Genomic DNA, 26124 nt, shown 5'->3' on the forward strand with positions numbered 1-26124 from the left:
CTGTTCTGCACTTTCGTGATCAGCTCGCCGCGGCCTGCGCCAGCGTGCGCTTGGCGATATTGAGCTGGTGGATCTGGCTGGTGCCCTCGTACAGGCGGAACAAGCGTACGTCGCGATAGAAGCGCTCGATGCCGAAGTCCGCGATATAGCCGTAGCCGCCAAACATCTGCACGCAGCGATCCGCCACGCGCCCGCACATCTCGGAGGCGAAGTACTTGCACATCGAGGCTTGCATGGTCACGTCTTCGCCGCGATCGCGCTGGCGCGCCGTTTCCATGATCAGCGCGCGCGCAGCAAAGATCTCGGTCTGGCAATCGGCGATCATCGCCTGCACCAGCTGGAACTCCGCCAGCGGCTGGCCGAACTGCCGGCGCCCGGTGACGAAGCGGATCGCTTCGTCCAGCATGCGGATGGCCGGCCCGGTGCACAGTGCCGCCAGATGGATGCGCTGCTTGTTGAGCACCTTCATCGCCGTGCGAAATCCCTGCCCTTCCTCGCCCCCGATCAGGTTGGCGCCGGGCACGCGGCAATCGTTGAAGTGCACCTCCGAGACCGGCGAGCCCTCTTGCCCCATCTTGCGATACGGCTGCCCTGTGCTCAGGCCCGGCGTGCCGCGCTCCACGATAAACGCCGAGATGCCGGCGGCCCCGCTGCGCGCGGGATCGGTACGCGCCATCACGGTGAACAAGCCCGCAATGGGCGCATTGGTGATGAAGCACTTGGTGCCGTTGAGCACATAGTGATCGCCGTCGCGCCGCGCGGAAGTCGTCAGCGCCGTGGCATCCGAGCCGGCCTCCGGCTCGGTCAGCGCGAACGAGCCGGTCAGCTCGCCACTGGCGAGCAAAGGCAGGTAGCGGCGCTTCTGCTCCGGCGTGCCATCCGCCACCAGCGCCTCCGAGCCAATGCCGGTATTGGTGCCCACCCGCGCGCGGAAGGCCACCGAGCACTGGGACAACTCCAGCGCCGCCAGCACGAGTTCCTCGGTTGTCATGCCGGCGCCGCCGTACGCCTCGGGAATCGAAAAGCCGAACAGGCCCAGTTCGGCCATTTCCTTTACCAACGCATCGGGTATGGCATCGAGCGCGGCCACCTCGGCCTCGCGCGGCACCAGCCGCTCGCGCACGAAACGCCGCAATTCGGCCAGGAAGGCTTGAAAGGCGTCCGGTTCCCTGATCATCGGTCTTGCTCCATCCGGTAAGTGCGGCCGAGATCGGCTGCGTGGAAACCAGCGTAGCAACCCGTGCCTGAAAAGCGGATCGAAGTTTCGCTATCTTGAACGCGAAGCGTGCCCGGAATGCCCGGCAATGGCTATGATGAATGCGTACCCGGCCCTGCGATGCAGCCCATGCGCCGCCTTTGAACCGCTTTTCTCCCACGCCAGATGCCGCCCCGCCCCCATCATCCGGACCCCGCCTTCGCCACCACGCTGGCGCACGGGCTAGCGCTGCTGCAGTGCTTTCGCGTGGGCGAGCCGGTCATGAGCAACAAGCAACTGGCGGAGCGCACCGGGCTGTCCAAGGCCACCATCAGCCGCCTGACATACACGCTGGCGGCGCGCGGCCTGTTGCGCTACGACACCGATCTGCGCCGCTACCGGCTGGGCTCCACCGCGCTCTCGCTTGGCTACCCGCTGCTAGCCAGCCTCAAGGTCAGGCAGCTTGCGCGCCCGCTGATGAAGCAGCTCGCCGACGAAGTGGGCGGCTCGGTCTCGCTCGGCCTGCGCGACCGGCTGCAAATGGTCTACGTGGAAACCAGCCGCGGGCACGACGCCATCGCCTTCCGGCCCGATATCGGCGCATCGCTGCCCATGCTCCCCACCGCCATCGGACGCGCCTGGCTGTGCCAGGCATCCCCCGACGAGCGCGAGCCGGTGCTGGCGGCGCTACGCGCCAGCGACGCCGCGCAATGGCAGGCGCACGCCGCCGCGCTGGAAGCCGCGGCGCACGATTTCGCCACGCTCGGCTTTTGCCTGTCGCGCGGGGAATGGCAGCGCGATGTGCATGCCGTGGCCGTGCCAATGCGTGCCGAGATCGACGGTGAGGTGCTGGTCTTCAATTGCGGGGCGCCAGCCGGCAGAATGACGCCACGAAAGCTCGAACGCGAAATGGGGCCGCGTCTGCTGCGGATGGTGCGGCGCGTGGAAACGTCGCTGGGGATCGCGTGATGGCATCGGCGCCATCACCCGGCACGCCCGTGGCCGACGAGCGCGACACCGGCGACCGCCAGTTCGCCACCACGCTCGCGCACGGCATCGATATCCTGCTGGCCTACCGTCCTGGCGAATCCCTGCTCGGCAACAAGGAGTTTGCGCAACGCACCGGCCAGTCGAGATCAGCCGTGGCAAGGCTCACGCACACGCTGACCGTGCTCGGCTACCTGCGCCGCGACGCCACGCAAGCCAAGTACCGGCTCGGTGCGCCCGTGCTCTCGCTCGGCTATCCGCTGCTGGCCAGCATGCATATCCGCCAGATCGCCCGGCCGCTGATGAAAGAGCTCGCCGACCGTGTCGGCGGCGCGGTATCGCTAGGCATGCGCGACCGCACGCAGATGATCTATGTGGAGACCGCCCGCTCCACCGACAGCCTTGTCGTGACGCCGGACATCGGCGCCGCTCTGCCCATGCTCACCACCGCCATCGGCAAGGCCTGGCTATGCAAGGCACCCGCCGAAGAGCGCGAAAGCGTGCTCAATCGCCTGCGCCTCCAGGACCCCGATGCCTTCCTGCGCTTCCAGCCACAACTCTCCCGCCTGCGGCAGGATTTCGAGGCCAAGGGCTACTGCGTGAACCGTGGCGAATGGCGCAGCGATGTCCATGCCTTTGCCGTGCCGCTGTTCCGGCCGGTGGATTCGCAATGGCTGATCTTCAACTGCGGGGTATCGGCACAAGCCAAGCCATTCGCCGCGCGCGAGCGGGAAGTCGCGCCGGGGCTGATGGATCTGGTGCGAAACGTGGAGAGGCTGCAGGGCATGCGGTGAGATCGCCCGAACAGCTCGGTCTCAATGCTCGAAATCCAGCCCGCCGAGCAGCACGGTAGTGTCTGCCTGCGAGCGCGTCCCGAAATCGATCTGCCGGGGCGTTTGCCACGCGCGCATCTTGCCCGGCAGGGCCGCGAGATAGTGCTCGAATTTTTCCGCGCCACCGGCAGCGAACAGCGCTTCCACCTCGAGGCTGTCCCACGACAGGTAGACGTTCAGCTGCTGCGCGAACCGCCGCGGCTCATCGAACGGCTCGCCGGAAAGGCGGACGCGCGCGGCGCGGCCGGACCTCTCGTCCGGCACCACCTCGACGTGAATGCGGCGCTTGAATAAATCCGCGATCGTCTGCGCAATCCGCGGGGCAAACTCTGCATCGAAACGCGCTGCAATGTCCTGGCTCACTATGTGTCTCATCCCGATTTTTTATCGATCGTAGCACGGCGCGTTTGCCGCGACGGCATCGGGAATACGCGTGTATCACCACGTGCAGCAGAGCTCACAAGCACGATGGCCCGCCGGCAAAAGCCGTCCATGAGAAGCACCAGCATCCCGCCATTAAACTCAGGTTGACCCCGACTTCTGCTGACCTATACTGGAGTCCTGCCGACTGAGACACGCAGTAGCAAAGCGAAGGTAAGTGGCAGATGATCCTCTGGCCAGCATGGCAGTGAGATCGAGCAAGCCGATTAGGCTTGCAAGTCCGAACCGGATCCCAATGAGTTTGCCGACCCGGTTCGGTCCCCTCCCCCCTTCCCCGTTCAACCGCGGGAAATAAAAAAGCACCTGTTACAGGTGCTTTTTTTATGCGTGGGGAATCCGCCCGTGCCAGGGCGCAAGACGCGCGCGCTGCCCCTGAACCTGCCCCGGAAATAGAAAAAGCCCTTGAATATCAAGGGCTTTTTCCGTTGTTCTGGCGGAGAGACGGGGATTCGAACCCCGGATAGGTATTAACCTATACACGCTTTCCAGGCGTGCGACTTAAACCACTCATCCATCTCTCCAGCAAGTCCGCGAGTATATCAGAGTGTTGTTTCGCAAATCTAGTGTTTCATGATCGAAGGCCCTATCCGCGTCGCAAGTACGTCACGAGACGGTCGATCACCGGGGCGTTGCGCGGCGTCAGCAGGCTGACCAGGATGGCCACGGCAAAGCCGGCTGGCACGCCGAATGCGCCGGAAGCGATCGGGTCCACGCCGAACCAGCGATTGCCGAAAATGCCGGTCATGCGGGTAAAGAACGGGTAGTTGACGAAGATATAGTAGACCGCCACGCCGAGTCCGGCCACCATGCCCGCCACCGCGCCCGCAGCCGTGGTGCGGCGCCAGAAGATCGCCAGCACCAGCACGGGGAAAAAACTGGACGCGGCCAGCGAGAAGGCTGCGCCGACGAGAAAGAGAATATTGCCGGGACGCAGCGAGGTGACGTAAGAGGCAAACAGGGCCACGCCCAGCAGCACGATCTTGGCGGTGGTGACACGCCGCTGGTGACTCGCGGTGCGGTCGACCATGTGATAGAAAACGTCGTGCGACAGCGCATTGGCAATGGTGAGCAGCAAGCCGTCGGCGGTGGACAGCGCCGCCGCCAGCGCGCCGGCGGCAACCAGCCCCGAGACGACATAGGGCAAGCCTGCGATTTCCGGTGCGGCCAGCACGATCATGTCGGGCTGGATGAGGATCTCCGCCCATTGCACGATGCCGTCGCCGTTCACATCGCGAATGCCGAATACCGGCGGATCGACCTTGCGCCATTGCACCACCCACTGCGGCAGTTCCGCGTATGGCGTGCCAACCAGGTGCTGGAAGAATTCGTACTTGACCAGCGCCGCGAGCGCGGGCGCGGAGACATAGAGCAGCGCGATGAAGAACACCGCCCACGCCACCGAGTTGCGCGACTCCTTCACCGAGGGTGTGGTGTAGAGCCGCGTCAGGATGTGTGGCAGGCTGGCGGTGCCCAGCATCAGGCAGAACACCAGCAACACGAAGTTCAGCCGCTTGGTCTTGCGCTCCGCCTCCGAGGGCGACGGATAGGGCTCGGTCGACGGCGTGGAAGGCTGGCTGCGCGCCAGAGCTTCTTCGCGCTGCTGGTTCCATTGCTGCTGGGCCGTCGCTATGTCACGCGGAAACTCGACCCGCTCGCGCTCCACCGTCTTGATCTCGCGCAGCGGGGCGTTACGCAAGCGTAGCTCCTGCAAGCGCGCGGACAGCGCATTGCGCTCGTCATCGAACGATTGCGGCAGCCGCGAGATACGGTCCTGCATCTGGATGGCCTGCTGGCGGTAGTACTCGCGCACGGCCTGCTCGGCCGGGTCGCGCTCGATGCTGCGCTCGCGCGTGTCGAGCTGCTGCAGCAGCGTGCCGTAGCTCAGCTGCGGCAGCGCTTGATGATGGTGCTTCCACGCGATCATCGAGACCGTGACCAGGAACGCCGCGATCAACATGATGTATTGCGCGACCTGGGTCCAGGTTACCGCGCGCATGCCGCCAAGGAAGGAGCACACCAGGATGCCGGCCAGGCCGAAGAACACGCCGACGGCGAACTCCACGCCGATAAAGCGCGTGACGATCAGCCCTACCCCCTGGATCTGCGCCACCAGATAGACGAACGAACATAGCGAAGCCGCTATCACGGCGATCGCGCGCACCGGCATGTTGCCGCCGAGCTTGCCATTGCCATAGCGCGCGGCGAGGAAGTCGGGGATGGTGTAGCCGCCGTACTTGCGCAGGTAGGGCGCGAGCAGGAACGCGACCAGGCAATAGCCGCCGGTCCAGCCCATCACGTAGGCCAGGCCTTCGTAGCCCGACGCGAACAGGATGCCGGCCAGGCCGATGAAGGATGCCGCGCTCATCCAGTCGGCCGCGATCGCCATGCCGTTGAACAGCGCGGGCACGCGCCGGCCAGCTACGTAATATTCGTTGAGGTCGGAGGTGCGGCAGATCAGCCCGATGCACGCATAGATGGCGATGGTGACGAACAGGAAGACGTAACCGAGCCAGAGGGCGTCGCCGCTGGAATGCTCCAGCAGGCCCATCATGCCGATAAAGACAAACAGGCCTATCGTGAACAAGCCGTAGTACAGCAGCAGCCGTCGGCGAAAGCGCGACTGTTCATCAGGCATGGGAGCAGTGGTTGGGCAGCCGGGTTGGGCGAGCAAGCTACCTGCCGGCACGCGCAAGGCGTGCCGGCAGGGGCGGATGACCGCGCTATCGCGCTATCGCGTTATCGCGTTATCGCGTTATCGCGTCATTGTGCCTGCTTCAACTGCTCCAGGATGGCGGGGTTTTCCAGGGTGGATGTGTCCTGCGTGATCTCTTCGTTCTTGGCCAGCGAGCGCAACAGGCGCCGCATGATCTTGCCGGAACGCGTCTTGGGCAGGTTGTCGCCGAAGCGAATGTCCTTGGGCTTGGCGATCGGGCCGATCTCCTTGCCCACCCAGTTGCGCAACTCGGCGGCGATCTGCTTGGCCTCTTCCTCGTTCGGGCGGGAGCGCTTGAGCACCACGAAGGCACAGATGGCCTCGCCGGTCATGTCGTCAGGGCGGCCCACCACGGCCGCTTCCGCCACCATTGGGTTGGAGACCAGCGCGGACTCGATTTCCATCGTGCCCATGCGGTGGCCCGAGACGTTGAGCACGTCATCGATACGGCCCATGATGGTGAAGTAGCCGGTCTCCTTGTCACGGATCGAACCGTCGCCGGCAAGGTACAGCTTGCCGCCGAGCTCTTCCGGGAAGTAGCTCTTCTTGAAGCGCTCCGGGTCGCCCCAGATGGTGCGGATCATCGAAGGCCAGGGCCGCTTGACCACCAGGATGCCACCGCTGCCATTCGGCACGTCCTGCCCTGTCTCATCGACGATGGCCGCGATGATGCCCGGCAGCGGCAAGGTGCACGAGCCCGGCACCAGCGGCGTGGCGCCCGGCAGCGGCGTGATCATGTGGCCGCCGGTCTCGGTCTGCCAGAAGGTGTCGACCACCGGGCAGCGCTCGCCGCCGATATTGCGGTGGTACCACATCCACGCTTCGGGGTTGATGGGCTCGCCCACCGTGCCCAGCAGGCGCAGGCTGGACAGGTCGTATTGCTTGGGATGGATCTTCTCGTCGGCCTCGGCCGCCTTGATCAGCGAGCGGATCGCGGTCGGCGCGGTGTAGAAGATGCTGACCTTGTGGCGCGCGATCATGTCCCAGAAGCGGCCGGCGTTGGGATAGGTGGGCACCCCTTCGAACACCACCTGCGTGGCGCCGGCGGCCAGCGGGCCGTAGGCGATATAGGTGTGCCCGGTGACCCAGCCGATATCGGCGGTACACCAGAACATGTCGTCGGGCTTGATGTCGAAGCTCCACTTCATCGTCATCAGCGCCCACAGCAGGTAGCCGCCGGTGCTGTGCTGCACGCCCTTGGGCTTGCCGGTTGAGCCCGAGGTGTAGAGCACGAACAGCGGATGCTCGGCGCTGACGGGCTCGGCTTCGCAGGTCAGCGGCTGGCCGGCGGCGACATCGTCCATCCAGCGGTCGCGGCCTTCGGCCCAGTTGACCTTGCCGCCCGTGCGGCGGTACACGATCACGCTCTTCACGGCTTCGCAGCCGCCCAGCGCCAGCGCTTCATCGGCGATGGCCTTGAGTGGCAGCGCCTTGCCGCCGCGCATCTGCTCGTCGGCGGTGATCAGCGCCACCGCGCCCACGTCGACCAGCCGCTCTTGCAGCGACTTGGCGGAGAAGCCGCCGAACACCACCGAGTGCGTGGCGCCAAGGCGCGCGCAGGCTTGCATGGCTACGACGCCCTCGACGGACATGGGCATGTAGATGACGACGCGGTCGCCCTTCCTGATGCCCAACGCCTTGAGGCCGTTGGCGAACTGGCACACCTGGGCATGCAGCTGGCGATAGGTGACCTTGGTAACAGTGCCGTCGTCGGCCTCGAAGACAATGGCCACCTTCTCGGCATTGCCGTTGTCCAGGTTGCGGTCCAGGCAGTTAAAGGAGGCATTGAGCTCGCCGTCCTCGAACCACTTGTAAAACGGCGCATTGCTCTCGTCCAGCACCTTGGTGAAGGGCTTGGTCCAATGCAGTTGCTCGCGGGCGTGGCGCGCCCAAAAACCCTCGTAGTCGCGCTCGGCCTCGTCGCACAAAGCCTGGTAAGCCTCCATGCTGGGGATCGCAGCTTGCTTGGCGAACGACTCCGGGGGATTGAAAATGCGATGCTCCTGCATCACGGACTCGATGGCGGACATTTGTTTGTCTCCTGATATAGCGTGGCTGCCTGGCTGCGAACTTACGCTCGACGGCTTACTTAAACCTGACGCTGCCAAACCCAACCCGCGCGCATGCCGGCACCGTGCGCCGGCTGCTGCAGTGCACCATGGATAACGGCCTGGCACGGGGATGGATGTGCAGACTTCTCCATTAGGCTAGCACAGCTATAATGCCGCGAGCCCTATCCCGAACGCGGCGCTGCGGCATTGCGGTCCTTCGCTGGCAGAAGTGCTCAGCGCAATGCGCCACCGCGAGCCACCGGCCATCACTCGCCAGGTCGTCGCCAAATCGTCGCCAAACCGCGGCCAGTACCGTGCCAAAACCACGCCAGAAGCCGGCCGGATCCCGACCAAACAGCGCCGCCACCCAGACCCCGTGCCCATCCACGCCCTCTTCCTGATTGCCTCAATGGCCCTCGTCGGCAGCAATGTCGGGCTGGGCAAGGCCATCGTCGCCTACGTACCCATCCTGCTGTTCGCGCTGCTGCGCTTCGCCATCGCCATTGTGTGCCTGGCGCCCTGGTACCGGCCCGCGCGCATGCGCGCCGTCTCGCGCGGCGAATGGTTCAACCTCTTCCTGCAAGCCTTTTTCGGCACGTTCCTGTTCACGCTGCTGATGCTGGGCGGCGTGCGGCTGACCAGCGCCATGGCCGCGGGCGTGATCACCAGCACCATCCCGGCGACCGTGGCCCTGCTCTCGTGGCTGATCCTGCGCGAACGGCTATCGCGGCGCACGGTATTCTCGGTCTTGCTGGCGGTGGCGGGCATCGCGGTGCTGAACGTGGCACGTGGCACGGACCATGGCGGCGGCAGCGCTGCCAGCATCGGCGGCGAGCATGCGCTGCTCGGCAACCTGATGATCATGGGCGCGGTGATCTGCGAATCAATCTACGTGATCCTCTCGCGGCGCCTGGCGCAAACCCTGGCGGCCATCGAGATCTGCGCCTATACGCACTTGATCGGCGGGCTGCTGATGCTGCCACTGGGCCTGATGCCGCTGCTGCAATTCGACATGGCATCGGTTCCGGCGAGCATATGGTGGATGGTGCTCTGGTATGCGCTGTCGGCCAGCATCTTCTCGTTCTGGCTGTGGATGAAAGGCGTGCGCCATGTGCCGGCACAGATGGCGGGCGTGTTCACTGCGGTGCTGCCGATCGCGGCCGCCACCTACGGCATTGTGTTCCTGGGGGAGACGCCGGGCTGGCCGCACGGCGTGGCACTCGCCTGCGTGCTGGCCGGCATCGCGCTGGCGAGCTGGCCCGGGCCGCTGGCCCGCCGCGCGTGGCGCGCCAGCAGGACAGGCAAGGGCTAGCCCATTGAGGGGCTTCGGCCCAATGCCGGCATCACGAAACCGCGGCCAAGGCTGCGGTTTTTTTCGCCGGAAGCCGGCGCTTCATGCCACCGGATGCGCTGGTGGTTGCGGCGCGGGCAGCACGAGGCAGACCTGGAAACCGCCCCCGGGCGCATTGCGAGCGAGGCATTTGCCCCCCATGCGTTCCACCAGGCGGCTGACGATCGCCAGCCCAAGGCCACAATGGCCGTCGCCGCCGCGCGAGGTGTCTAGCCGCACGAATGGACGCATCGCCACCTCGACCTGCGCATCCGGCATGCCCTCGCCATGGTCGCGTATCACGATATGCCAGTGCGCGCCGTCCAGCCGGGTCTCGATCTGGATCGGCGGCATGCCATACTCCAGCGCGTTGTCCACCAGGTTGGTGACCATCCGGTCCACCAGCGTGCGCGGCAACACGAACCGCGGCCCGGCGTCCAGGCGCAACTGAAACAACGCGCCGGAAAACTGCTGGCGCAGGAAAGCATCGACTTCGATGGCCGGGCCGGGATCGGGAGTCTCGTTCGCGTACTCCAGGAACTGGTTGACGATATGCGTGATCGAGTCGATGTCCTGCACAAAGCCACCGCGCTCTGCGGTGTCCGCGAGCACGTCGGCGCGCAGGCGCAGCCGGGTCAGCGGCGACTTCAGGTCGTGCGCCACGCCGGCGAGCATGACCGCCTGGTTCTCGCGGCTCTCCGCCTGCCTGCGCATCATGTCGTTGAAGGACTCGGCCAGATAGCGCAACTCGGACGGGCCCGTGACCGGAATCAGCGCCGCGCTCCCGCCATTGCCAAGCTCGCGAGCGGCACCGGCCACGCGGGCGATCGGGCGCTGCATCTGCCATGCCACGAACAGGGACAGCAGGATCGCCGCGACCAGCATGCCAGTGGTTTCAAAGACGAACGGCGGCAATGGCGGCGGCCGCATGTCCAATGCCATGACCGCCCAGCGGGACTGCCCGGGAAGGCGCGCCCAGAGATGCGGCGGCCACGCCTGGTCCACACGCAGCTCCGACCCCGCTGGAAGTCCTTGCCGAAGGTCACGCAGCAGATGGCGCAAGGGTCCATGCTCTGGCAACGGGCCGGCAGCGGGCTCGGTGCCAAGGGCGGCAAGCCGGATGGCGGCGGCCGGCTTGCGCTCCGCGCCCGCGCCCGGCCTCCCGTCGAGCGTGCCCAGCGCCAGCACGATGCCCCGTGCCATGCCGTCCGCCTGGCCATGCGGGCGCAGGTGAAACATCAGCGCGGTCCAGCCCAGATGGACAATGACGAGCACGGAGACGGATAGCACCGCCATGCGCCCAAACAGCGTATTGAACGGATTCCTCATGCGTCCGGCGCTTCGTCAAGGTCGTCGGCTTCGTCGGCGCAGAACGCGTCGAGCCCGGGGACAAAGACGTAGCCGCGGCCCCGCACGGTCTGGATGTAGCGGGGCTCGGATGGATCCTCCTCGATCACGCGGCGCAAGCGCCAGACCGGCACATCCAGGCTGCGGTCGCGGAAATGCATGTCAGAGCCATAGAGACGGTCGTGCAGCCGCGCGCGCGAAAGCACCTTCATCGGGTGGCCGGTGAAGACCTTGAGCATGGCGAATTCGGTATCGCGCAACGGCAGGCGCTCGCCGTCGCGCGTCAGGATGCGGGCGGAAAAATCGACGTCGAACGGGCCAAAGCTGTAAGAGAGGCGGTGCTCCGGCGCGCTCCCCGGGGCCTGCGGGCGGCGGCGCAGCACCGCGTGGATCCGCGCCAGCAATTCGCGCGAGCAAAATGGCTTGGGCAGGTAATCGTCGGCGCCAAGCTCCAGGCCCGCGGCGCGGTCGGCGGCCTCGCCGCGCGCCGACAGGAAAATCATGGGCACATCGTCACCGGCAGCGCGCACTTCCTGCAACGCGCTCAGCCCATCCTTGCGCGGCATCATGATGTCGAGCAACACCACCGATGGCCTCTCTTGCGTGAGGCGGCGCGACAAATCGTAGCCGTCATGCAGCACCGACACCGTCATGCCGCTGGATAGCAGGATGCGTGACAGCAGGTCACAGGCGACGGGGTCGTCGTCGACGAGAAGCACGTGAGGAGTCATGAATGTGAAGGCGCACGCACGCTGCCGGGGCAGCGTGCGCAGGGCGTGCCGGGAATAGCAGCACGCCTTTGCGGGTGGTTCTTTATGCCTGCGTGGTGACGAAGTTACCAACGGTGCTCATCGTACCCTTGCCGCTGCTCAGGTTAGCCGAGAGCGTCTGCAGGAACGACTGCAAGGATACCGTCGATCCCGAGCTACCGGATTGTTGAAGTGCGGAAAAATCCGTCTCAAGGGTCGCGAGCGTTGCTGAGGCCGGGTTGCTGGCGCTGTCCGAGCTGGTGCCGCTCGATGAAGTGCTGCTGGCGCCAGCTTCCTGCGCCAGGCTGGACAGATCCGCGCTGACGCTTTGGTAGTGATGGTGATGGTGGTGATGGCCGGTTGCGGCAGCCGGCGATTGGGTCGCCTGCGTCGCGTCGGTGCCGGTCGCGCTCGCTACGGTGCTATCGGTCGCGCCGGCGGCGGTGGTAGCGGAGGTAGCAGCGCTCGTGCCCTGGCTCGCGGTGGTGCCGGCAGCCTGGGCGGCAAGTGCCTGGAACAGCGCGCCGACGAACGCCTGCACCGCGTTGCCCGATGCATCCGCGCTGTCCGTTGCGCTGGACGCGGTGGTGGTGTTGCTGGCGGCGGCGTCCGCAGCGGTGCTGGCGGAAGTGGCGGATGTGGCAGAAGAGGCGGACGCCGCGGTCGTCGAGCTGTCCGTGCTGGACGACGAGGTCGTGATGCCCAACTGCGCCAGCGTTTGCTGAAGTGCCTGCATCAGCGCATCGGCCGGGTTGCTGACCGAATTGCTGGTGTCGCTGCCACTGGACGCATCCTGGCTACCGCAGCTTTTGCTGGCGGACTGCGTCTGGAAAAGGCTGGACAGCGCCGTGTTGCTGCCAATTGCGCTCAAGGTCATGGTCACATCTCCGTTATTGAGGAGATGCCAAGATAACCGCCGGCCCACCGGGAACATTCTCCAAGGAGAAAACGGAATCGGGGCCATTTCGCCTGCCCGTAAGGCCCTGTAAGGCAAGCGTGGCAGGCCGGGGAAGAACTCCGCGGCAGGCGGCGCGCATCGGCCAGCCGTGCGCAGCGAAGCGCACCTGCGCTCCTGTCGACAGCCGCATGCAGTCCGGCACCTCCCCCCTCGCTAGGTGTATGATTTCGGGCTGAATTTCCCCTCGACTGTCCTCCCCACAAAAATGACTGTCATCAAACAAGAAGACCTCATCCAGAGCGTCGCCGACTCCCTGCAATACATCAGCTATTACCACCCGATGGACTACATCACCAGCCTGGGCCGTGCCTATGAGCTGGAGCAGAGTCCCGCGGCCAAGGATGCGATCGCGCAGATCCTGACCAACAGCCGCATGTGCGCTGAAGGCAAGCGCCCGATCTGCCAGGACACCGGCATCGTGACGATCTTCGTCAAGGTCGGCATGGATGTGCGCTGGGATGGCGCCACCATGGGCCTGTCGGACATGATCAACGAAGGCGTGCGCCGCGGCTACACCAACCCGGACAACGTGCTGCGCGCATCCATCGTGAGCCCGCCCGAAGGCGGCCGCAAGAACACCAAGGACAACACCCCTGCCGTGATCCACTACGAAGTGGTGCCGGGCAATACCGTGGACATCCAGGTGGCGGCCAAGGGCGGCGGCTCGGAGAACAAGTCGAAGTTCGTCATGCTCAACCCGTCCGACTCCATCGTCGACTGGGTGCTCAAGACCGTGCCGACCATGGGCGCTGGCTGGTGCCCGCCGGGCATGCTGGGCATCGGCATCGGCGGCACCGCGGAGAAGGCCATGGTCATGGCCAAGGAATCGCTGATGGACCCGATCGACATCCAGGACGTGATCGCTCGCGGCCCGCAGGACTGGATCGAGGAAATGCGCGTCGAGCTGTACGAGAAGGTCAACGCGCTGGGCATCGGCGCGCAAGGCCTGGGCGGCCTGGCCACCGTGCTGGACGTCAAGATCATGGGCTACCCCACCCACGCGGCTTCCAAGCCGGTCGCGATGATCCCGAACTGCGCGGCCACCCGCCATGTGCACTTCACGCTGGACGGCAGCGGCCCGGCCAAGCTCGAAGCGCCCGACCTGTCGGCCTGGCCGAAGGTCGAGTGGGCACCGAACACCGAGACCTCCAAGCGCGTCGACCTGAACACGCTGACGCCGGCAGAAGTCGCCTCGTGGAAGCCGGGCCAGACCCTGCTGCTCAACGGCAAGATGCTGACCGGCCGCGACGCCGCGCACAAGCGCATCGCCGACATGCTGGCCAAGGGCGAGAAGCTGCCGGTGGACTTCACCAACCGCGTGATCTACTACGTGGGCCCGGTCGATCCGGTGCGCGACGAAGCCGTCGGCCCGGCAGGTCCCACCACCGCTACCCGCATGGACAAGTTCACCGAGATGATGCTGGCCGAAACCGGCCTGATCTCGATGATCGGCAAGGCCGAGCGCGGCCCGGTGGCGATCGAGGCCATCAAGAAGCACAAGTCGGCCTACCTGATGGCAGTCGGCGGCGCAGCCTACCTGGTGGCCAAGGCTATCCGGCACGCCAAGGTGGTCGGCTTCGAAGACCTGGGCATGGAAGCCATCTACGAGTTCGACGTCAAGGACATGCCCGTGACGGTCGCCGTGGACAGCGAAGGCACCTCGGTGCACAAGACCGGCCCCGCCGAATGGCAAGCCAAGATCGGCAAGATCCCGGTCGCTGCGCTGTAACGCGAGCCACGCCGTGACAGCGACGCTGTCTGCAAGAGCCGGGTCATCCGACCCGGCTTTTTGCTACCTAACCTCTTGATTGCCTCGATCCCTCCTGTGAACAACGCACCCATCGGCATCTTTGATTCCGGCCTCGGCGGCCTGTCCGTATTGCGCGAAATCCGTGCCCTGCTCCCGCAGGAATCGCTGATCTACGTGGCCGACTCGAAGTACGCGCCCTATGGCGAGAAGCCCGAGCATTTTGTCGAGGCGCGCACGCTGCAGGTTTGCGAATGGCTGGTGGCCCAGGGCTGCAAGGCCCTGGTGATCGCCTGCAACACGGCGACCATGCATGCGGTGCAGACGCTGCGCGAAAAGCTGGCGTTGCCGATCATCGGCGTCGAGCCCGGCCTGAAACCCGCCGCCGCCGCCAGCCGCAGCAAAGTGGTTGGCGTGCTGGCCACGGGTAACACATTGAAGAGCACAAAGTTCGGCCGCCTGCTTGCCTCCCTGGAAGGCGAGAGCCGCTTCCTCTGCGAGGCTGGCGTCGGGCTGGTGCCGCTGATCGAGCAAGGCGATGTGAATGGCCCGGCCGTACGCGAGAAACTCACCGCCTACCTGTCGCCCATGCTCGAGGCCGGCGCCGATACGCTGGTGCTTGGCTGCACCCACTACCCCTTCCTGTCGGACACCGTGCGTGAGCTGGTGGGCGACCGTTTGACGCTGGTCGATACCGGTGACGCGATCGCGCGGCAACTTCGGCGCAAGCTGGCCGAGCACGACATGGCTGCAAACGCGGACGCGGTGCCCAACGACCGCTACACCTCGACCAAGGACGCCGCCCATCTGCGCGCCATGGCCGCGGCGCTGCTGCATGTGGATGCGCCCGCGGAAACCCTCGTGATCGAGCCCGCGCCGGCATTCGAATGAGGCATCGGCTCCCGCTTCAGGTCATTGCAGGAACCCCAGCGGCCGGCGCTGCCGCACATCCGGCTTGACGGCATGCTCCTGGCGCAACTGCGCCAGGAACTCGTCCGGCGTCAGCGTCTCGCCAAGCAGCACGCACTGACGCTTGACCGTGGCGAAGTCGCCCGGCGTCAGGCAATCCATCTTCGCCAGTTCCTCGCGCATGGTTGCATCCATGCGCTGCGGATCGGCATCCAGCGCTTCCTCGACGAACATCGCCGTGCGTTGCTCGGGCTTGAGCGGCAGGAAACGGATCTTGAACGAAAAGCGGCGCAGCGCCGCCTCGTCGATCCGCTCGAACAGGTTGGTGGTGCAAACGAAGATGCCGTTGAAGCGCTCCATGCCCTGAAGCATCTCGTTGACCTCGGACACCTCGTAATTGCGCACGGCATTCTGCCGGCTTTGCATGAAGCTGTCGGCTTCGTCGAGCAGCAGGATGGCGCCGTCTTCCTCCGCGCGCGCGAACATCGCCGCGATCTGCTGCTCGGTTTCCCCCACGTACTTGCTCATCAGGTCGGAGGCGCGCCGGATCATCAGCGGTTGCTCGAGCGCGGCGGCGATGTGCTCGGCCAGCGCGGTCTTGCCGGTGCCGGGGGGGCCATAGAAACACAAGGTGCCGCGCTGCCGTGCCTTGAGCGCCTGCACGATCTTGCCGACCTCATAGCGTGTCTCCAGGTTCAGGTAATCCAGGCGGTAGTGCGTCACCACCGGGCGCCCCTCCACTTCCGGGCGCAACCCCATGGCGCGGTCGGCATGGTCAAGCTGCCGCAAGATCAGCGCCTCCACCGGCTCGGCCACGCCCGAGCCCGCCAGTTGCACGAAGCGCGCGGCCGATTGCACCTGCGCCGGCGTCAGGGTCTTGCGGGCGGCCAGCGACGCGATAAAGGCGTCGCTCACGTCCAGCGTGCCCAGGTGCTTGCGAATGATGTTCTCGCGCACCAGCGGGGGCGGGATCTTCAGCTCCAGGTGAAACTGGAAACGGCGCAGGTAGGCCGGATCGATCTGGCGAATCGAGTTGGAAATCCAGATCACCGGGACCGGGTTCTGCTCCAGCGTCTGGTTGACCCAGGCCTTGCCGTTCACCGAGCCGCGCGGGTCCTCCTGGCCGAACAGGCTGGTGAGTTCGCGCGCGCTGCCCGGGAACACATCCTCGACTTCATCGAATAGCAGAGCCGTGCGCGGGCGGCCACGCAGGAACGCCTGCGACACCTGCAGCGAGCGATAGCGATCCTTGCCTGACAAGCTGTTGCCGTCGCGGTCCAGGCAGTCCACTTCGTACAGCTCGCAGCCAGCCTCGCGCGCCAGCAGCCGCGCGAACTCGGTCTTGCCGGTGCCGGGTGGGCCGTAGATCAACACGTTGACGCCGCAGGCATGCTGCTGCGTGGCGTTGGCCAGCAACGCCGACAGGTAGCGCGCATCGGTCTCCACGTGCGGATAGTCGCCGGTGCCAAGCGTGGGGGCTGCCGCCGGGCGCGTGAACACCGCCATCATCTCGGCTTCGTTCGCGTAGTTGCCAAGCAGAACATGCAGCAGCCGATCCGACAGGCGCATCAGGTCGCCCAGATCGGTCACGCTGTTCTCGGGCAGCGGCTGCTCGATCAGGTTGAGGGTCTCCAGGCGCGAGCCGGGCCGCAGCGAGATCGCCACCGCGGCCGGACTTGCGCCGGTCAAGCCGGCGAGGATCTGGAAGGCTTCCTGGCTGTGCGCCACCTTGCAGTCCACCATCACCGCGCGCAGGTCCCGCTTGTACTTTGCGAGCGCCGCGTACAGCAACAGCTTGCGCTCATGCTCGGGCAAATCCAGCACATGGCTGAGCATGTCGATGTTACGCACCAGCAACACGCGCTCGCCATCCAGCCGCGCTGCCAGCGCCGCCGCCGACGCATCGAACACGGCGAACATATCCTTGGCGTGATGCTTGACGTACTCATCCAGGTAGTAGAACAGCGCGCTCTCGTCGAACGCGCTGTTCCATTGCCCGTGCCGCTCCAGGAATTCTTCGGGCGTGAGGCGGGCGGCGCCTTTCCAGGCCGGCATATCGGCGCAGCGCGCGGCAAGGAAGCGCTGGACGCGCAACACCACGCCGTACGGCCACACCATTTCCTGGGCGCTGACGGTCAGGATGTCGTTGATATTGCTGCGCAGGTTGAATCTGGGCCCCAGCGAGCACACGACCCGCAGGGCGAACTGGGCGCACATCCAGTCGAGCGCGGAGGTGCATGGCGAGCCGGTCGCGGCACGCAGGAGGGTCGAGCGGTCGTCGTCGGCGAAACGGGTGAAATCCATGGCCTGGTCCTCTCGCACGGGGGGCGCCGCGGCCAGCGCGGCAAAATGCTCGAATGGCTCGAATGGCTCGGTTGGTTCGTCTTTTTCCTATGCTAGCGCGCTTTGTGGCAGATCGGGCATTGCCGGCAACCCTGTGCCGTGCGAGAGCGCGCATTTTGTCGCAGCCACGGGAAGCCATCGCCAAATCGGCGTATAAAGACGGCTGCGCGGCAGCGATTCAATGCATTGCACAAAATGCCACCAAATAAGAATCATTATCGTTTATACTGGCGACCTGACACGCTGCCTCGAGAGCGGCGCTCCCACCGGCATCACTGTTGAAGGAGCGTTTATCATGGAATTGCTGCTTAGCTTGCTGGTCGGTTGTGGCATCTCGCTGATCCTGTTCTATCGCAAATAGGCCCTATCGCTAATAAAGCCGGCGCCGCGCCAATTCGCCGACATCTGCTGTTTTCTCATGTTCGATCAACGTTTTTTCAAGATCACGCTCGCCGTCCTGCTGTTCCACGCCGGCCTGCTTTACCTGATCCAGAGCGGGCTGGGGCGCAAGATCACGGAGGCCGTGATCTCGCCCGAAGTCGTCGCCCGCATCATCCCGCTTGAGCCACCCCAAAAACCCGCCGTAGAGACGCCAAAGCCCAAACCGGAAACCCCGCCCAAGCAGGTGAAGGTCACCACACCCAAGCCTGCACCGCCGCAACCGCGCCCCACGCCGACGCCGGTGGCATCGCTGCCGCCTACGCCCAATGCCGTGGAAGCGCCGCCCGCGCCGCCTGCCCCGCCGGCACCGCCTGCGCCCGCCCCCGAGCCAGCTGCTCCTGTGTCGGCAGCGCCACGCGCGGTCGGCATTGGCGAGATCCAGTGCAGCCCGCCGCAGCCCACCTATCCGTCGCAATCGCGCCGCATGGGTGAAACCGGCAAGGCCGTGGTGCGTCTGACTACAGACGATACCGGCAAGGTGGTCAAGACCGCGGTCGTGACCTCAAGCGGATCCTCCAGGCTGGACCAGGCCGCCGAGGACGCGGTGCGACGCATGCGCTGCAAGCCCTATCTGGACAACGGTCGTGCCGTGGCGGTTACCGCCCAGCAGCCGATCGGGTTCGAACTCAACTGATTTCAATACCGACCTCACCAGGAACCAACATGCAGGACCTCGGACTTTCTCACCTCTGGACGCAAGGCGATTTCGTCATGCGTGCCACCGCCATCATTCTGCTCATCATGTCGCTGGCTTCGTGGATCGTGATTCTCACGAAGGCGTGGGACCTCTTCCGGCTCAAGAAGATGGCGCATGGCGCCGAAAAGCAGTTCTGGCACTCCGACGATTTCGACCACGCCCTCGAAACCCTTGGCAGCAGCGAAGCCAACCCGTTCCGCACGCTCGCCATGACCGGCAAGGAAGCCGCGCAGCACCATCGCGCCAGCCAGCCGCAGCTGCACGACGTGATGGACATCTCGGACTGGATCACCCGCTCGCTCAAGAGCGCCATCGACGAGGCCGTTGCACGCATGCAATCGGGCCTGGCCGTGCTGGCATCCGTCGGCTCCACCGCGCCTTTCGTTGGCCTGTTCGGCACCGTATGGGGCATCTATCACGCGCTGATCAACATCGGCGCCTCCGGCGTGCCGACCATCGACAAGGTGGCAGGCCCGGTGGGCGAGGCGCTGATCATGACCGCCTTCGGCCTGGCCGTTGCGATCCCCGCCGTGCTCGGCTACAACGCGCTGACCCGCGGCAACAAGGGCGTGATCTCGAAACTCAACCGCTTCGCTCACGACCTGCACGCCTACTTCGTCACCGGCGCCCGTGTGCGCCCGACCAGCGCCAGCGCGCGTGCCACCGATGACAACGGTGTGCGCCTCGCAGTCAAGAATCAGTAAGGCCGCAGCAAGGCAACAAGGAAGTCATCATGGCATTCGGCACCCTCGACTCGGACGATGACGAAGTAATGAGCGAAATCAACATGACGCCGCTGGTCGACGTCATGCTGGTGCTGCTGATCATCTTCATCATCACCATTCCCGTGATCAACCACACGGTCAAGATCGACCTTCCGCGTGCAACCAACACGCCCAACGATCCCAAGCCGCAGAACATCAACCTGGCGATCGACGCCAGCGGCAAGATCTTCTGGAACCAGGCTGAGGTGGACGAGCCCACGCTCGAAGCCAACATCGCCCAGGCCGCGCAGCAGCAGCCGCAGCCTGAACTGCATCTGCGGGCCGATCGCGACGTGCGCTATGAGCGTGTGGCGGAAGTCATGGCAGCCGCGCAGCACGGCGGCTTGGGCAAGATCGGGTTCATCACGGAACCCAAGCATTAGCGTTGTTCGCGCCGTGCCCTTTGGGCCGGCGGCGCAGCATCGACAAAAGGGCACTCCATGGAGTGCCCTTTTTGTTTGCGCTAGCCCATCCTGCATGATTAAAAATCTCTATTGTAATGATAACAATTCTCATTTAAGATTGAGCCAACTTGAACCCGGTCGTGACCGCTCGCAGTCCCGCGTAGCCGCCACAGACCACCGGACCGGAGCCCGCCCATGAGCACCCTGACCCTGCCGCTGTCGCAACCGCATGAAGTCACCCGTCGCCGCCTTTCTCTGCGCCGGGTCGAAGTCAATCCCAACAAGTCTGCGCAGGCGCGGCGCGAAAGCCCAGCCAGCGCGGCGATCGAATCGATGAAGTCTGCCGTAGCTGCCCTGCCCGCCCGGCTCGAAGCCCTGGTGCGCGACAGCCTCCCCGCGGCGCCCGCAGGGGATGCGGTGCCCCTGGATTCGCTGATGCGCGGCGCCAACCTGTTGCCGATCCTGCATAACGGTGAGGTCTACACGCTACGCATCACGCGCTATGGCAAGCTGATCCTGACGAAGTAACCGTGCCCAGGCGCGCACGCGCCGGCACAAGCCATGCCGTGGGAAACCATCGTGGCAACCATGTAATGCTGTACGGGATTTCGATGCAAGAAGGGCTACCGGAACCGGCAGCCCGATGCCAAAGCCCGTCGACAGGCTTCAGCGTCATGTAGCACAAGCGATTCGCTCCGCAGTCGGCAGGAGGTGCCTGGACAGTGAGCCACGCTCACTGCCGGCACCACGGCCGCCGCTGTTTGCTGGCGAGTATCAGACGCCCAGGGCGGCAATGCCCGCACGGGCGATCTGTGCGTCTTCGGTCGACTTCACGCCCGACACGCCAACTGCACCCACTACCTGGTCATTGACCACGATAGGCACACCACCTTCCAGCATGCCTTGCAGCACCGGCGCGGTCATGAAAGAGTGACGGCCGTTGTTGATCATGTCTTCGTAAACCTTGGACTCGCGACGGCCCAGCGACGACGTGCGTGCCTTTTCGGTGGCGATGTAGCTCGAAATCGGTGCAGCGCCGTCCAGGCGTTGCAATGCCAGCAGGTGACCGCCGTCGTCCACGATGGCAATCGAAACCGCCCATTGGTGATTCTTGGCTTCCAGCTCGGCTGCGGCCAGTACCTTCTTCACATCATCTGCCGTCAGCACGGTTTTTTGCTGCATACCACTCTCCTCGAAGATCATTTCAGTGAGCCGGAAGTATAGCGCCACGGCCCTTGGCATGACCATGCCGCCACCGTCCTGGCACCTGCCCGCAAAAAGCAAAAGACCCGCTCGTGGCGGGTCTTTCGATGATTCACGGCGTTGCCGGATGCGGACCGCCGAAGCCCTCAGGGCTGCAGGCTAGTGTCCGGCAAACTCAGGCTCCGTCGCTGAACTGGTCGCGGCGATCGCCAACCTTGGCGCCGTCGGTGTACGGATCCACCTTGCGTGCGCCGTCGGTGTACGGGTCAACCTTGCCGATCTTGGCACCATCGGTGTAGGGATCAACCTTGCCGATCTTGGCGCCATCGGTGTAAGGGTCTGCCTTGGCAATACCGGCTGCAAAGGCGGAGGCGGAGAGTGCGGAGAGGGCGGTCAGGGCTGCGATCGCCACCAGGCTGTTTTTGATCTTCATGGGCGGATCCTCTTGGGAATTAGGTCGTGCTGGAGGGGCGCCGGATGATGAAACATTGCGGAATCTTGTCATCACGGCGTCACAGCAGCAGTATAGGTGGAAACCCTAATAAGAATATGAGAGACGGTTTGACCTGTCTCTTCAAATTTTTTGACCCTACCGCTAACAATGGAACCATGTCCGGATTGCCGCCTACAGTTTGCCTCCCAAGGCTGCGCCTGAAAAACGAAAGGGCCCCGCAGGGCCCCTTTTACCAACCTGCGCGAGGCAGGTCGTTCATGCTTATCGCCAATGGCGGCCATGTCCCGGGCCGTAGTAGCCCCGCCCATAGTAGCCGCGACCGTAGTAGCCACGGCCGTAGTAGCGCGGGCCGTAATAGCCCGGCCCCGGACCGTAACCGTAGTAGACCGGAGCCGGCTGCACGATGACCGGCGGCGGTCCGTAGTAGACAGGGGCAGGTGCCATGACCACGGGCGGCGGATAGTACGCCGGGCCGCCGACCACAACGCCAGGCACCCCAATCGCCACACCAACGCTCACATGGGCCATTGCCGCACCGGATGCCAGCGCCCCAAGCAAAGCGAGTCCTGCGAGCCACCAACGTTTCATGATCCTTGCCTCTTGCAAATGCGTTATTCGATAAGAGTATTGTAGGTTCCTGAAAAAATGCAGGTGAAACCGAGAACGTTACATTGTTACCAGGAGTAACAAACGACACATATACACGCGGCCTCCACCCACCTGACTGCCCACGGTGCAAATCCCGCGCGGAGCTTGCATCACCGCGCCCAACCGACCACAATATCGGGCTTGCCGTGCGGCCGTGGAGAAATTGGTAGACTCAGCAGACTTAAAATCTGCCGCCTTTACGGGCTTACGGGTTCGACCCCCGTCGGCCGCACCAGCATCCACCCCCCTCCCCGGCAGCACCCTCCCCTGTCCCGGTTTTGCGCGCTCAGGCCACCGCCGCACACAACAGCGCGCCACCGCACACCAGGAACACAAACAGCAGGCCTGCCAGCACCAGGGGCTTGCGCCCAGCGCGCAGCAAGGTGCCGATGCGGGTGTGCAAGCCGATTGCCAGCATCGCGCAGGCAAGCAGCCAATTGTCGAAGGCCAGCAGGGCAGGCTTCCAGTCCTGGGGCACAAGGCCCGCGGAATGCACGGCCATCACCGCCACAAACCCCACCGCAAACCACGGGATCGCCTTCAGGATGGCACCCCACGGACGCCCGCCCGCCGCCTTTTCGCCTTTGCCTTCTTCCTCGAGCCCGATGCCAGCCTTCGGCCACAGCGCCAGCACCAGCAAGAGCGGGCCCAGCGCCAACACGCGCACCATCTTGGTCACCACAGCGGCATCCGCGGTGGCATCGCTGACCATCTTGCCCGAGGCGATGACCTGTGCCACTTCGTGCAGCGTGGCGCCAGTGTAGATGCCGAATGTGCGCTCGCTGATGGCAAGGTGCCAGTGCTGCGTGGCCAGCTCGAACAGATAGGGATACAGCAGCATGCCAGCCGTGCCGAACAGCACTACCGTGGCCACGGCAACGGCCGTCTGGCGGTCGTCGGTGCGCACCACCGAAGCCACCGCGATGGCCGCCGCGGCGCCACATACGGCGCTGCCCGCGCTGACAAGGATGGCTTCCCGGCGGCTTAGTCCCAGCAAAGAAGAACCGATCCAGATGCCTAGCAGCATGGTCGAGACCAGCATGGCCAGCGGCACCAGCACGCCTGCCAGGCCCAGGTCGGCAATCGCGCCAAAGGTGAGACGCAGGCCATACAACGCCACGCCGAGGCGCAGCAGTTGCTGGCGCGCCAGTTGCATGCCCGGCGCAAGCGGGGTGAGCCAGCGTTGCGGCAGCGTATTGCCCGCCACCATGCCGGCGAACATGGCCAGCGTCAGCGCGCTCATGCCGAGATGCGAGACCGCCGGGTGCGCCGAGAGCACCATGGCCAGCCAGGCGATGAAGCCCAGCGGCACCAGCGTCAAGACCCGGGTCGGCCACGAGGGAGGTTCGGCGCCGAGATTGGCAACTGCGGACGATTGAATGGAAGACATGGCGGGGGTCCTGCCCGTAACGCCGGAGGGCTTCGGGGCGCATATTGAATATGTCCGAAGCGTACTTAGCAGGTGGAAATCTGTAAAACAGGTAATATCGCTATACATTACCTGTTTTGTAGATATGACTCATCGCCCGCTCCGCCTGACCCTGCGCCAACTCTCCGTTTTCGTCGCGGTGGCGCAGCACGGCAGCACCGTGGCTGCGGCCGATGCGCTGGCCATGTCGCAATCCGCGGTCAGCGCCGCGCTGGCGGATCTGGAGGCCGCGCTGGGCGGCGCCCTCTTTGACCGGGTCGCGCGTCGCCTGAGCATCAATGAGACCGGCCGGCTGTTTTTCCCGCGCGCGCTGTCGCTGCTGGACCAGGCACAGGAACTCGAGCGCTTCACCGTGCAACCCGGGGTGCAACTGCGCATTGCCGCCAGCAACACCATCGGCAGCTATATCCTGCCGGGCCTGCTCGCGGGCTTTCGACATGCGCAGAGCGGGCCCTGCGCGCTCGACATGCGCATCGGCAACACGCGCGAGGTCCTGCAGGCGTTGCTGCATTTCGAGGCGGACATCGGGCTGATCGAGGGCACATGCCACGAGCGCGACCTGCGCAGCGCCCACTGGCGGGACGATGTGATGGTGGTGGTGGTCAGCCCGTCACACCCGCTCGCAAGCTACCCTGGCAATCTGGCCGCCTTGCGCGACGCCGACTGGGTCGTGCGCGAACCCGGCTCGGGCACGCGCGAGATCATCGAACAGCGGCTGGCACCACTGCTGGGCGAGTTGCGCTTCGCGCTGGAGCTGGGCAACTCCGAAGCGATCAAGCGTGCCGTGATGAGCGGCTATGGCGTGAGTTGCCTGTCGCTGCAGGTGGTGGAAGACGAATTGCAGCGCGGCACGCTGGTGGCGCTGCGCGATGGCCTGCCCGACGTGGTGAGGCCGCTGCATCTCGTGGTTCACCAGGACAAGTACCCTACGCAGGGCCTGCTAGCCTTTACGGAGTATCTTCGCCGCGATGCCGCGGCGACCAGCCAGTGAGCTGCACGGGCCGCCGCATGCGCTCATGCGGGGCGGGGATCCGCTTCGCCTGCCTGCTTGGCGGTATAGCGATCGAGCAGGTGGAACAGCAGCGGGTTTAGCACGATGGACAGCAATGCGCCTGCCAGGATCAGGGCGTGGCCCCGCTCAGGCAGGATCTTCAGATAGACGCCGAGGCCCGCGAGGATGAAGGAGAACTCGCCGATCTGGGCCAGGCTGACCGCGATGGTCATGCCGGTACGGGTGGAATGCCCGAACACCCGAACGATGCAAAGCGCAGCGAGCGATTTGCCCACCACGATGATGAACAGCGTGGCCAGCACGCCCCAGGGGTCGTTGATCAGCACCATCGGGTTGAACAGCATGCCGACCGAAACAAAGAACAACACGGCGAACGCGTCACGCAGGGGCAGCGACTCCTCCGCCGCGCGGTGACTGAACTCCGACTCCGCCAGCACCATGCCGGCAAAGAATGCACCAAGCGCAAACGACACGCCGAACAGCGAGTACGCGCCAAAGGCCACGCCGAGCGCCGTTGCCAACACCGCCAGACGGAACAGTTCGCGGCTCCCGGTCCAGACGATGCGCTCCAGCATCCAGGGAATAAAGCGACGGCCGATCACCAGCATCACCGCGACGAAGGCGGCCACCTTGCCCAGGGTAGCGAACACGGCGAACACGATGTCACCCGAGCCCGGTGCGGCCGCGCCTGACGCCGGCGAGTCCGCGGACGGCGTGAGCAGGCCCGCCAGCGCCGGCAGCAGCACCAGCGTCAGCACCATGGCCAGGTCTTCCACGATCAGCCAGCCCACCGCGATCCGGCCCTGCGGCGACTCCACCAGCTCGCGCTCCTGCAAAGCCTTGAGCAACACCACGGTGCTCGCCACCGATAGTGCCAGCCCGAAGACCAGGCCTGGCCCCCAGTCCCAGCCAAAGCCCCAGGCCGCGCCCATCCCGAGCAAGGTAGCAATGCCGATCTGTACCACCGCCCCCGGAATGGCGATCGTTTTCACCGCCATCAGGTCTTTGAGCGAGAAATGCAAGCCGACCCCGAACATCAGCAGAATCACGCCAAGCTCCGCCAGTTCCGGCGCCAGCGCCTGGTCCGCGGTGTAGCCCGGCGTATACGGGCCGACCACGATGCCCGCGCACAAGTATCCGATCAGCGGCGGGAGCTTTAGCCGGTTGGCCAGCGCGCCCAATATAAACGCCAGGACGAGACCGCCGACGATGGTGCTGATGAGCGGGGTAGCGTGATGCATGCGTTCTGGGTTCCTCGTGCTTGGCCATGGCGGCGGTGACTGGACAACCCGCCCGCCCCCAGCGGCCGTATGGCGGGGACCACAAAGCGACCTCTGGGCAGCGCTGCGGCGTTGAACGCCGGGCACAGGCCGAGAGGTACCGCACTGATTGAGGGAAAACGGGAACGGGAGTTTTACGGCAGCCTGGAGGCGAAAAGCGCGGCATGAGTCCAAGCGGACGACGATGGC

At 65.1% G+C, this 26124-nt stretch carries 23 protein-coding genes and 2 tRNA genes; 11 read left to right on the plus strand and 14 right to left on the minus strand.

Annotated features, from left to right (window positions below; genetic code table 11):
• Window positions 1–19 precede the first annotated feature (19 nt).
• Complete coding sequence (locus ACX12D_RS12785; protein WP_459371397.1) at window positions 20–1177, minus strand: acyl-CoA dehydrogenase family protein; 1158 nt, start codon at window positions 1175–1177, stop codon at window positions 20–22.
• Window positions 1178–1381: 204 nt separating this feature from the next.
• Between ACX12D_RS12785 and ACX12D_RS12790 the strand changes: the two genes are divergently transcribed.
• The gene (locus ACX12D_RS12790; protein WP_459371398.1) at window positions 1382–2164 is read left to right on the plus strand and encodes an IclR family transcriptional regulator; all 783 of its coding nucleotides are present in this window, start codon (window positions 1382–1384) and stop codon (window positions 2162–2164) included.
• On the plus strand, window positions 2164–2976 hold the full coding sequence (locus tag ACX12D_RS12795; protein WP_459371399.1) for an IclR family transcriptional regulator: 813 nt from the start codon (window positions 2164–2166) through the stop codon (window positions 2974–2976). Before ACX12D_RS12790 ends, ACX12D_RS12795 begins: the two co-directional genes overlap by 1 nt.
• Before the next feature lie 21 nt (window positions 2977–2997).
• Here ACX12D_RS12795 and ACX12D_RS12800 read toward each other — a convergent pair whose 3' ends face one another.
• The 4 genes from ACX12D_RS12800 to acs form a co-directional block, all read right to left on the minus strand.
• Window positions 2998–3378 (minus strand): DUF5594 family protein, encoded by a 381-nt coding sequence (locus ACX12D_RS12800; protein WP_459371400.1) that lies wholly within the window; start codon window positions 3376–3378, stop codon window positions 2998–3000.
• A 509-nt stretch (window positions 3379–3887) separates the two neighbouring features.
• Window positions 3888–3977 (minus strand) — tRNA-Ser (locus tag ACX12D_RS12805).
• 62 nt (window positions 3978–4039) lie between these two features.
• Window positions 4040–6091, minus strand: a complete 2052-nt coding sequence (locus ACX12D_RS12810) for a sodium:solute symporter family protein (protein ID WP_459371401.1) — start codon at window positions 6089–6091, stop codon at window positions 4040–4042.
• Between the two features lie 125 nt (window positions 6092–6216).
• Window positions 6217–8199, minus strand: a complete 1983-nt coding sequence (acs, locus tag ACX12D_RS12815; RefSeq protein ID WP_441640379.1) for an acetate--CoA ligase — start codon at window positions 8197–8199, stop codon at window positions 6217–6219.
• A gap of 397 nt (window positions 8200–8596) precedes the next feature.
• On the opposite strand from acs, the gene ACX12D_RS12820 reads away from it, so the two are divergent.
• The gene (locus ACX12D_RS12820; RefSeq protein ID WP_459371402.1) at window positions 8597–9532 is read left to right on the plus strand and encodes a DMT family transporter; all 936 of its coding nucleotides are present in this window, start codon (window positions 8597–8599) and stop codon (window positions 9530–9532) included.
• Between the two features lie 81 nt (window positions 9533–9613).
• Here the strand turns inward: ACX12D_RS12820 and ACX12D_RS12825 are convergent, their stop codons facing one another.
• From ACX12D_RS12825 to ACX12D_RS12835, 3 genes are all read right to left on the minus strand, one after another.
• On the minus strand, window positions 9614–10879 hold the full coding sequence (locus ACX12D_RS12825) for a sensor histidine kinase (protein WP_459371403.1): 1266 nt from the start codon (window positions 10877–10879) through the stop codon (window positions 9614–9616).
• Window positions 10876–11628, minus strand: coding sequence for a response regulator (locus tag ACX12D_RS12830; RefSeq protein WP_459371404.1), 753 nt, complete (start codon window positions 11626–11628; stop codon window positions 10876–10878). The genes ACX12D_RS12825 and ACX12D_RS12830 overlap by 4 nt, the downstream gene beginning before the upstream one ends.
• An 82-nt stretch (window positions 11629–11710) precedes the next feature.
• Complete coding sequence (locus ACX12D_RS12835; protein WP_459371405.1) at window positions 11711–12523, minus strand: hypothetical protein; 813 nt, start codon at window positions 12521–12523, stop codon at window positions 11711–11713.
• Between the two features lie 286 nt (window positions 12524–12809).
• Between ACX12D_RS12835 and ACX12D_RS12840 the strand changes: the two genes are divergently transcribed.
• Together ACX12D_RS12840 and murI are read left to right on the plus strand one after the other, a co-directional pair.
• Window positions 12810–14333 (plus strand): fumarate hydratase, encoded by a 1524-nt coding sequence (locus ACX12D_RS12840; RefSeq protein WP_183035092.1) that lies wholly within the window; start codon window positions 12810–12812, stop codon window positions 14331–14333.
• A 96-nt stretch (window positions 14334–14429) separates the two neighbouring features.
• The gene (gene murI, locus ACX12D_RS12845) at window positions 14430–15242 is read left to right on the plus strand and encodes a glutamate racemase (protein ID WP_459371406.1); all 813 of its coding nucleotides are present in this window, start codon (window positions 14430–14432) and stop codon (window positions 15240–15242) included.
• A 21-nt stretch (window positions 15243–15263) separates the two neighbouring features.
• On the opposite strand, the gene ACX12D_RS12850 is transcribed toward murI, so the two are convergent.
• Window positions 15264–17564 (minus strand): AAA family ATPase, encoded by a 2301-nt coding sequence (locus ACX12D_RS12850; protein WP_441640376.1) that lies wholly within the window; start codon window positions 17562–17564, stop codon window positions 15264–15266.
• A gap of 457 nt (window positions 17565–18021) precedes the next feature.
• Here ACX12D_RS12850 and ACX12D_RS12855 point away from each other — a divergent pair, with 457 nt between their 5' ends.
• The 4 genes from ACX12D_RS12855 to ACX12D_RS12870 all read left to right on the plus strand — a co-directional run bounded on the left by ACX12D_RS12855 (window position 18022) and on the right by ACX12D_RS12870 (window position 20437).
• Entirely contained in the window at window positions 18022–18678 is a 657-nt protein-coding gene (locus ACX12D_RS12855) for an energy transducer TonB (RefSeq protein ID WP_441640375.1), read from the plus strand.
• Window positions 18679–18707: 29 nt separating this feature from the next.
• On the plus strand, window positions 18708–19445 hold the full coding sequence (locus ACX12D_RS12860) for a MotA/TolQ/ExbB proton channel family protein (RefSeq protein WP_150983190.1): 738 nt from the start codon (window positions 18708–18710) through the stop codon (window positions 19443–19445).
• Between the two features lie 29 nt (window positions 19446–19474).
• Window positions 19475–19888, plus strand: coding sequence for an ExbD/TolR family protein (locus ACX12D_RS12865; protein ID WP_459371407.1), 414 nt, complete (start codon window positions 19475–19477; stop codon window positions 19886–19888).
• A gap of 216 nt (window positions 19889–20104) precedes the next feature.
• A complete protein-coding gene (locus ACX12D_RS12870; RefSeq protein WP_459371408.1) occupies window positions 20105–20437 on the plus strand; it encodes a hemin uptake protein HemP in 333 nt (110 codons plus the stop codon).
• A 246-nt stretch (window positions 20438–20683) separates the two neighbouring features.
• On the opposite strand, the gene ACX12D_RS12875 is transcribed toward ACX12D_RS12870, so the two are convergent.
• From ACX12D_RS12875 to ACX12D_RS12885, 3 genes are all read right to left on the minus strand, one after another.
• Window positions 20684–21091: a heme-binding protein gene (locus ACX12D_RS12875; RefSeq protein WP_006158644.1), complete on the minus strand. Its 408-nt coding sequence runs from the start codon at window positions 21089–21091 to the stop codon at window positions 20684–20686.
• A 196-nt stretch (window positions 21092–21287) separates the two neighbouring features.
• Window positions 21288–21545: a hypothetical protein gene (locus ACX12D_RS12880; RefSeq protein ID WP_459371409.1), complete on the minus strand. Its 258-nt coding sequence runs from the start codon at window positions 21543–21545 to the stop codon at window positions 21288–21290.
• A 282-nt stretch (window positions 21546–21827) separates the two neighbouring features.
• Window positions 21828–22154 (minus strand): hypothetical protein, encoded by a 327-nt coding sequence (locus ACX12D_RS12885; protein ID WP_459371410.1) that lies wholly within the window; start codon window positions 22152–22154, stop codon window positions 21828–21830.
• Window positions 22155–22362: 208 nt separating this feature from the next.
• Between ACX12D_RS12885 and ACX12D_RS12890 the strand changes: the two genes are divergently transcribed.
• A tRNA-Leu gene (locus tag ACX12D_RS12890) sits at window positions 22363–22449 on the plus strand.
• Window positions 22450–22500: 51 nt separating this feature from the next.
• Here ACX12D_RS12890 and ACX12D_RS12895 read toward each other — a convergent pair.
• Complete coding sequence (locus ACX12D_RS12895; protein ID WP_441640370.1) at window positions 22501–23604, minus strand: YeiH family protein; 1104 nt, start codon at window positions 23602–23604, stop codon at window positions 22501–22503.
• Between the two features lie 124 nt (window positions 23605–23728).
• Between ACX12D_RS12895 and ACX12D_RS12900 the strand changes: the two genes are divergently transcribed.
• Window positions 23729–24634 (plus strand): LysR family transcriptional regulator, encoded by a 906-nt coding sequence (locus tag ACX12D_RS12900; RefSeq protein WP_459371411.1) that lies wholly within the window; start codon window positions 23729–23731, stop codon window positions 24632–24634.
• A gap of 23 nt (window positions 24635–24657) precedes the next feature.
• Here ACX12D_RS12900 and ACX12D_RS12905 read toward each other — a convergent pair whose 3' ends face one another.
• Complete coding sequence (locus ACX12D_RS12905) at window positions 24658–25896, minus strand: cation:proton antiporter domain-containing protein (protein ID WP_459371412.1); 1239 nt, start codon at window positions 25894–25896, stop codon at window positions 24658–24660.
• Window positions 25897–26124 lie beyond the last annotated feature (228 nt).

This window comes from Cupriavidus sp. PET2-C1 (assembly GCF_054515855.1).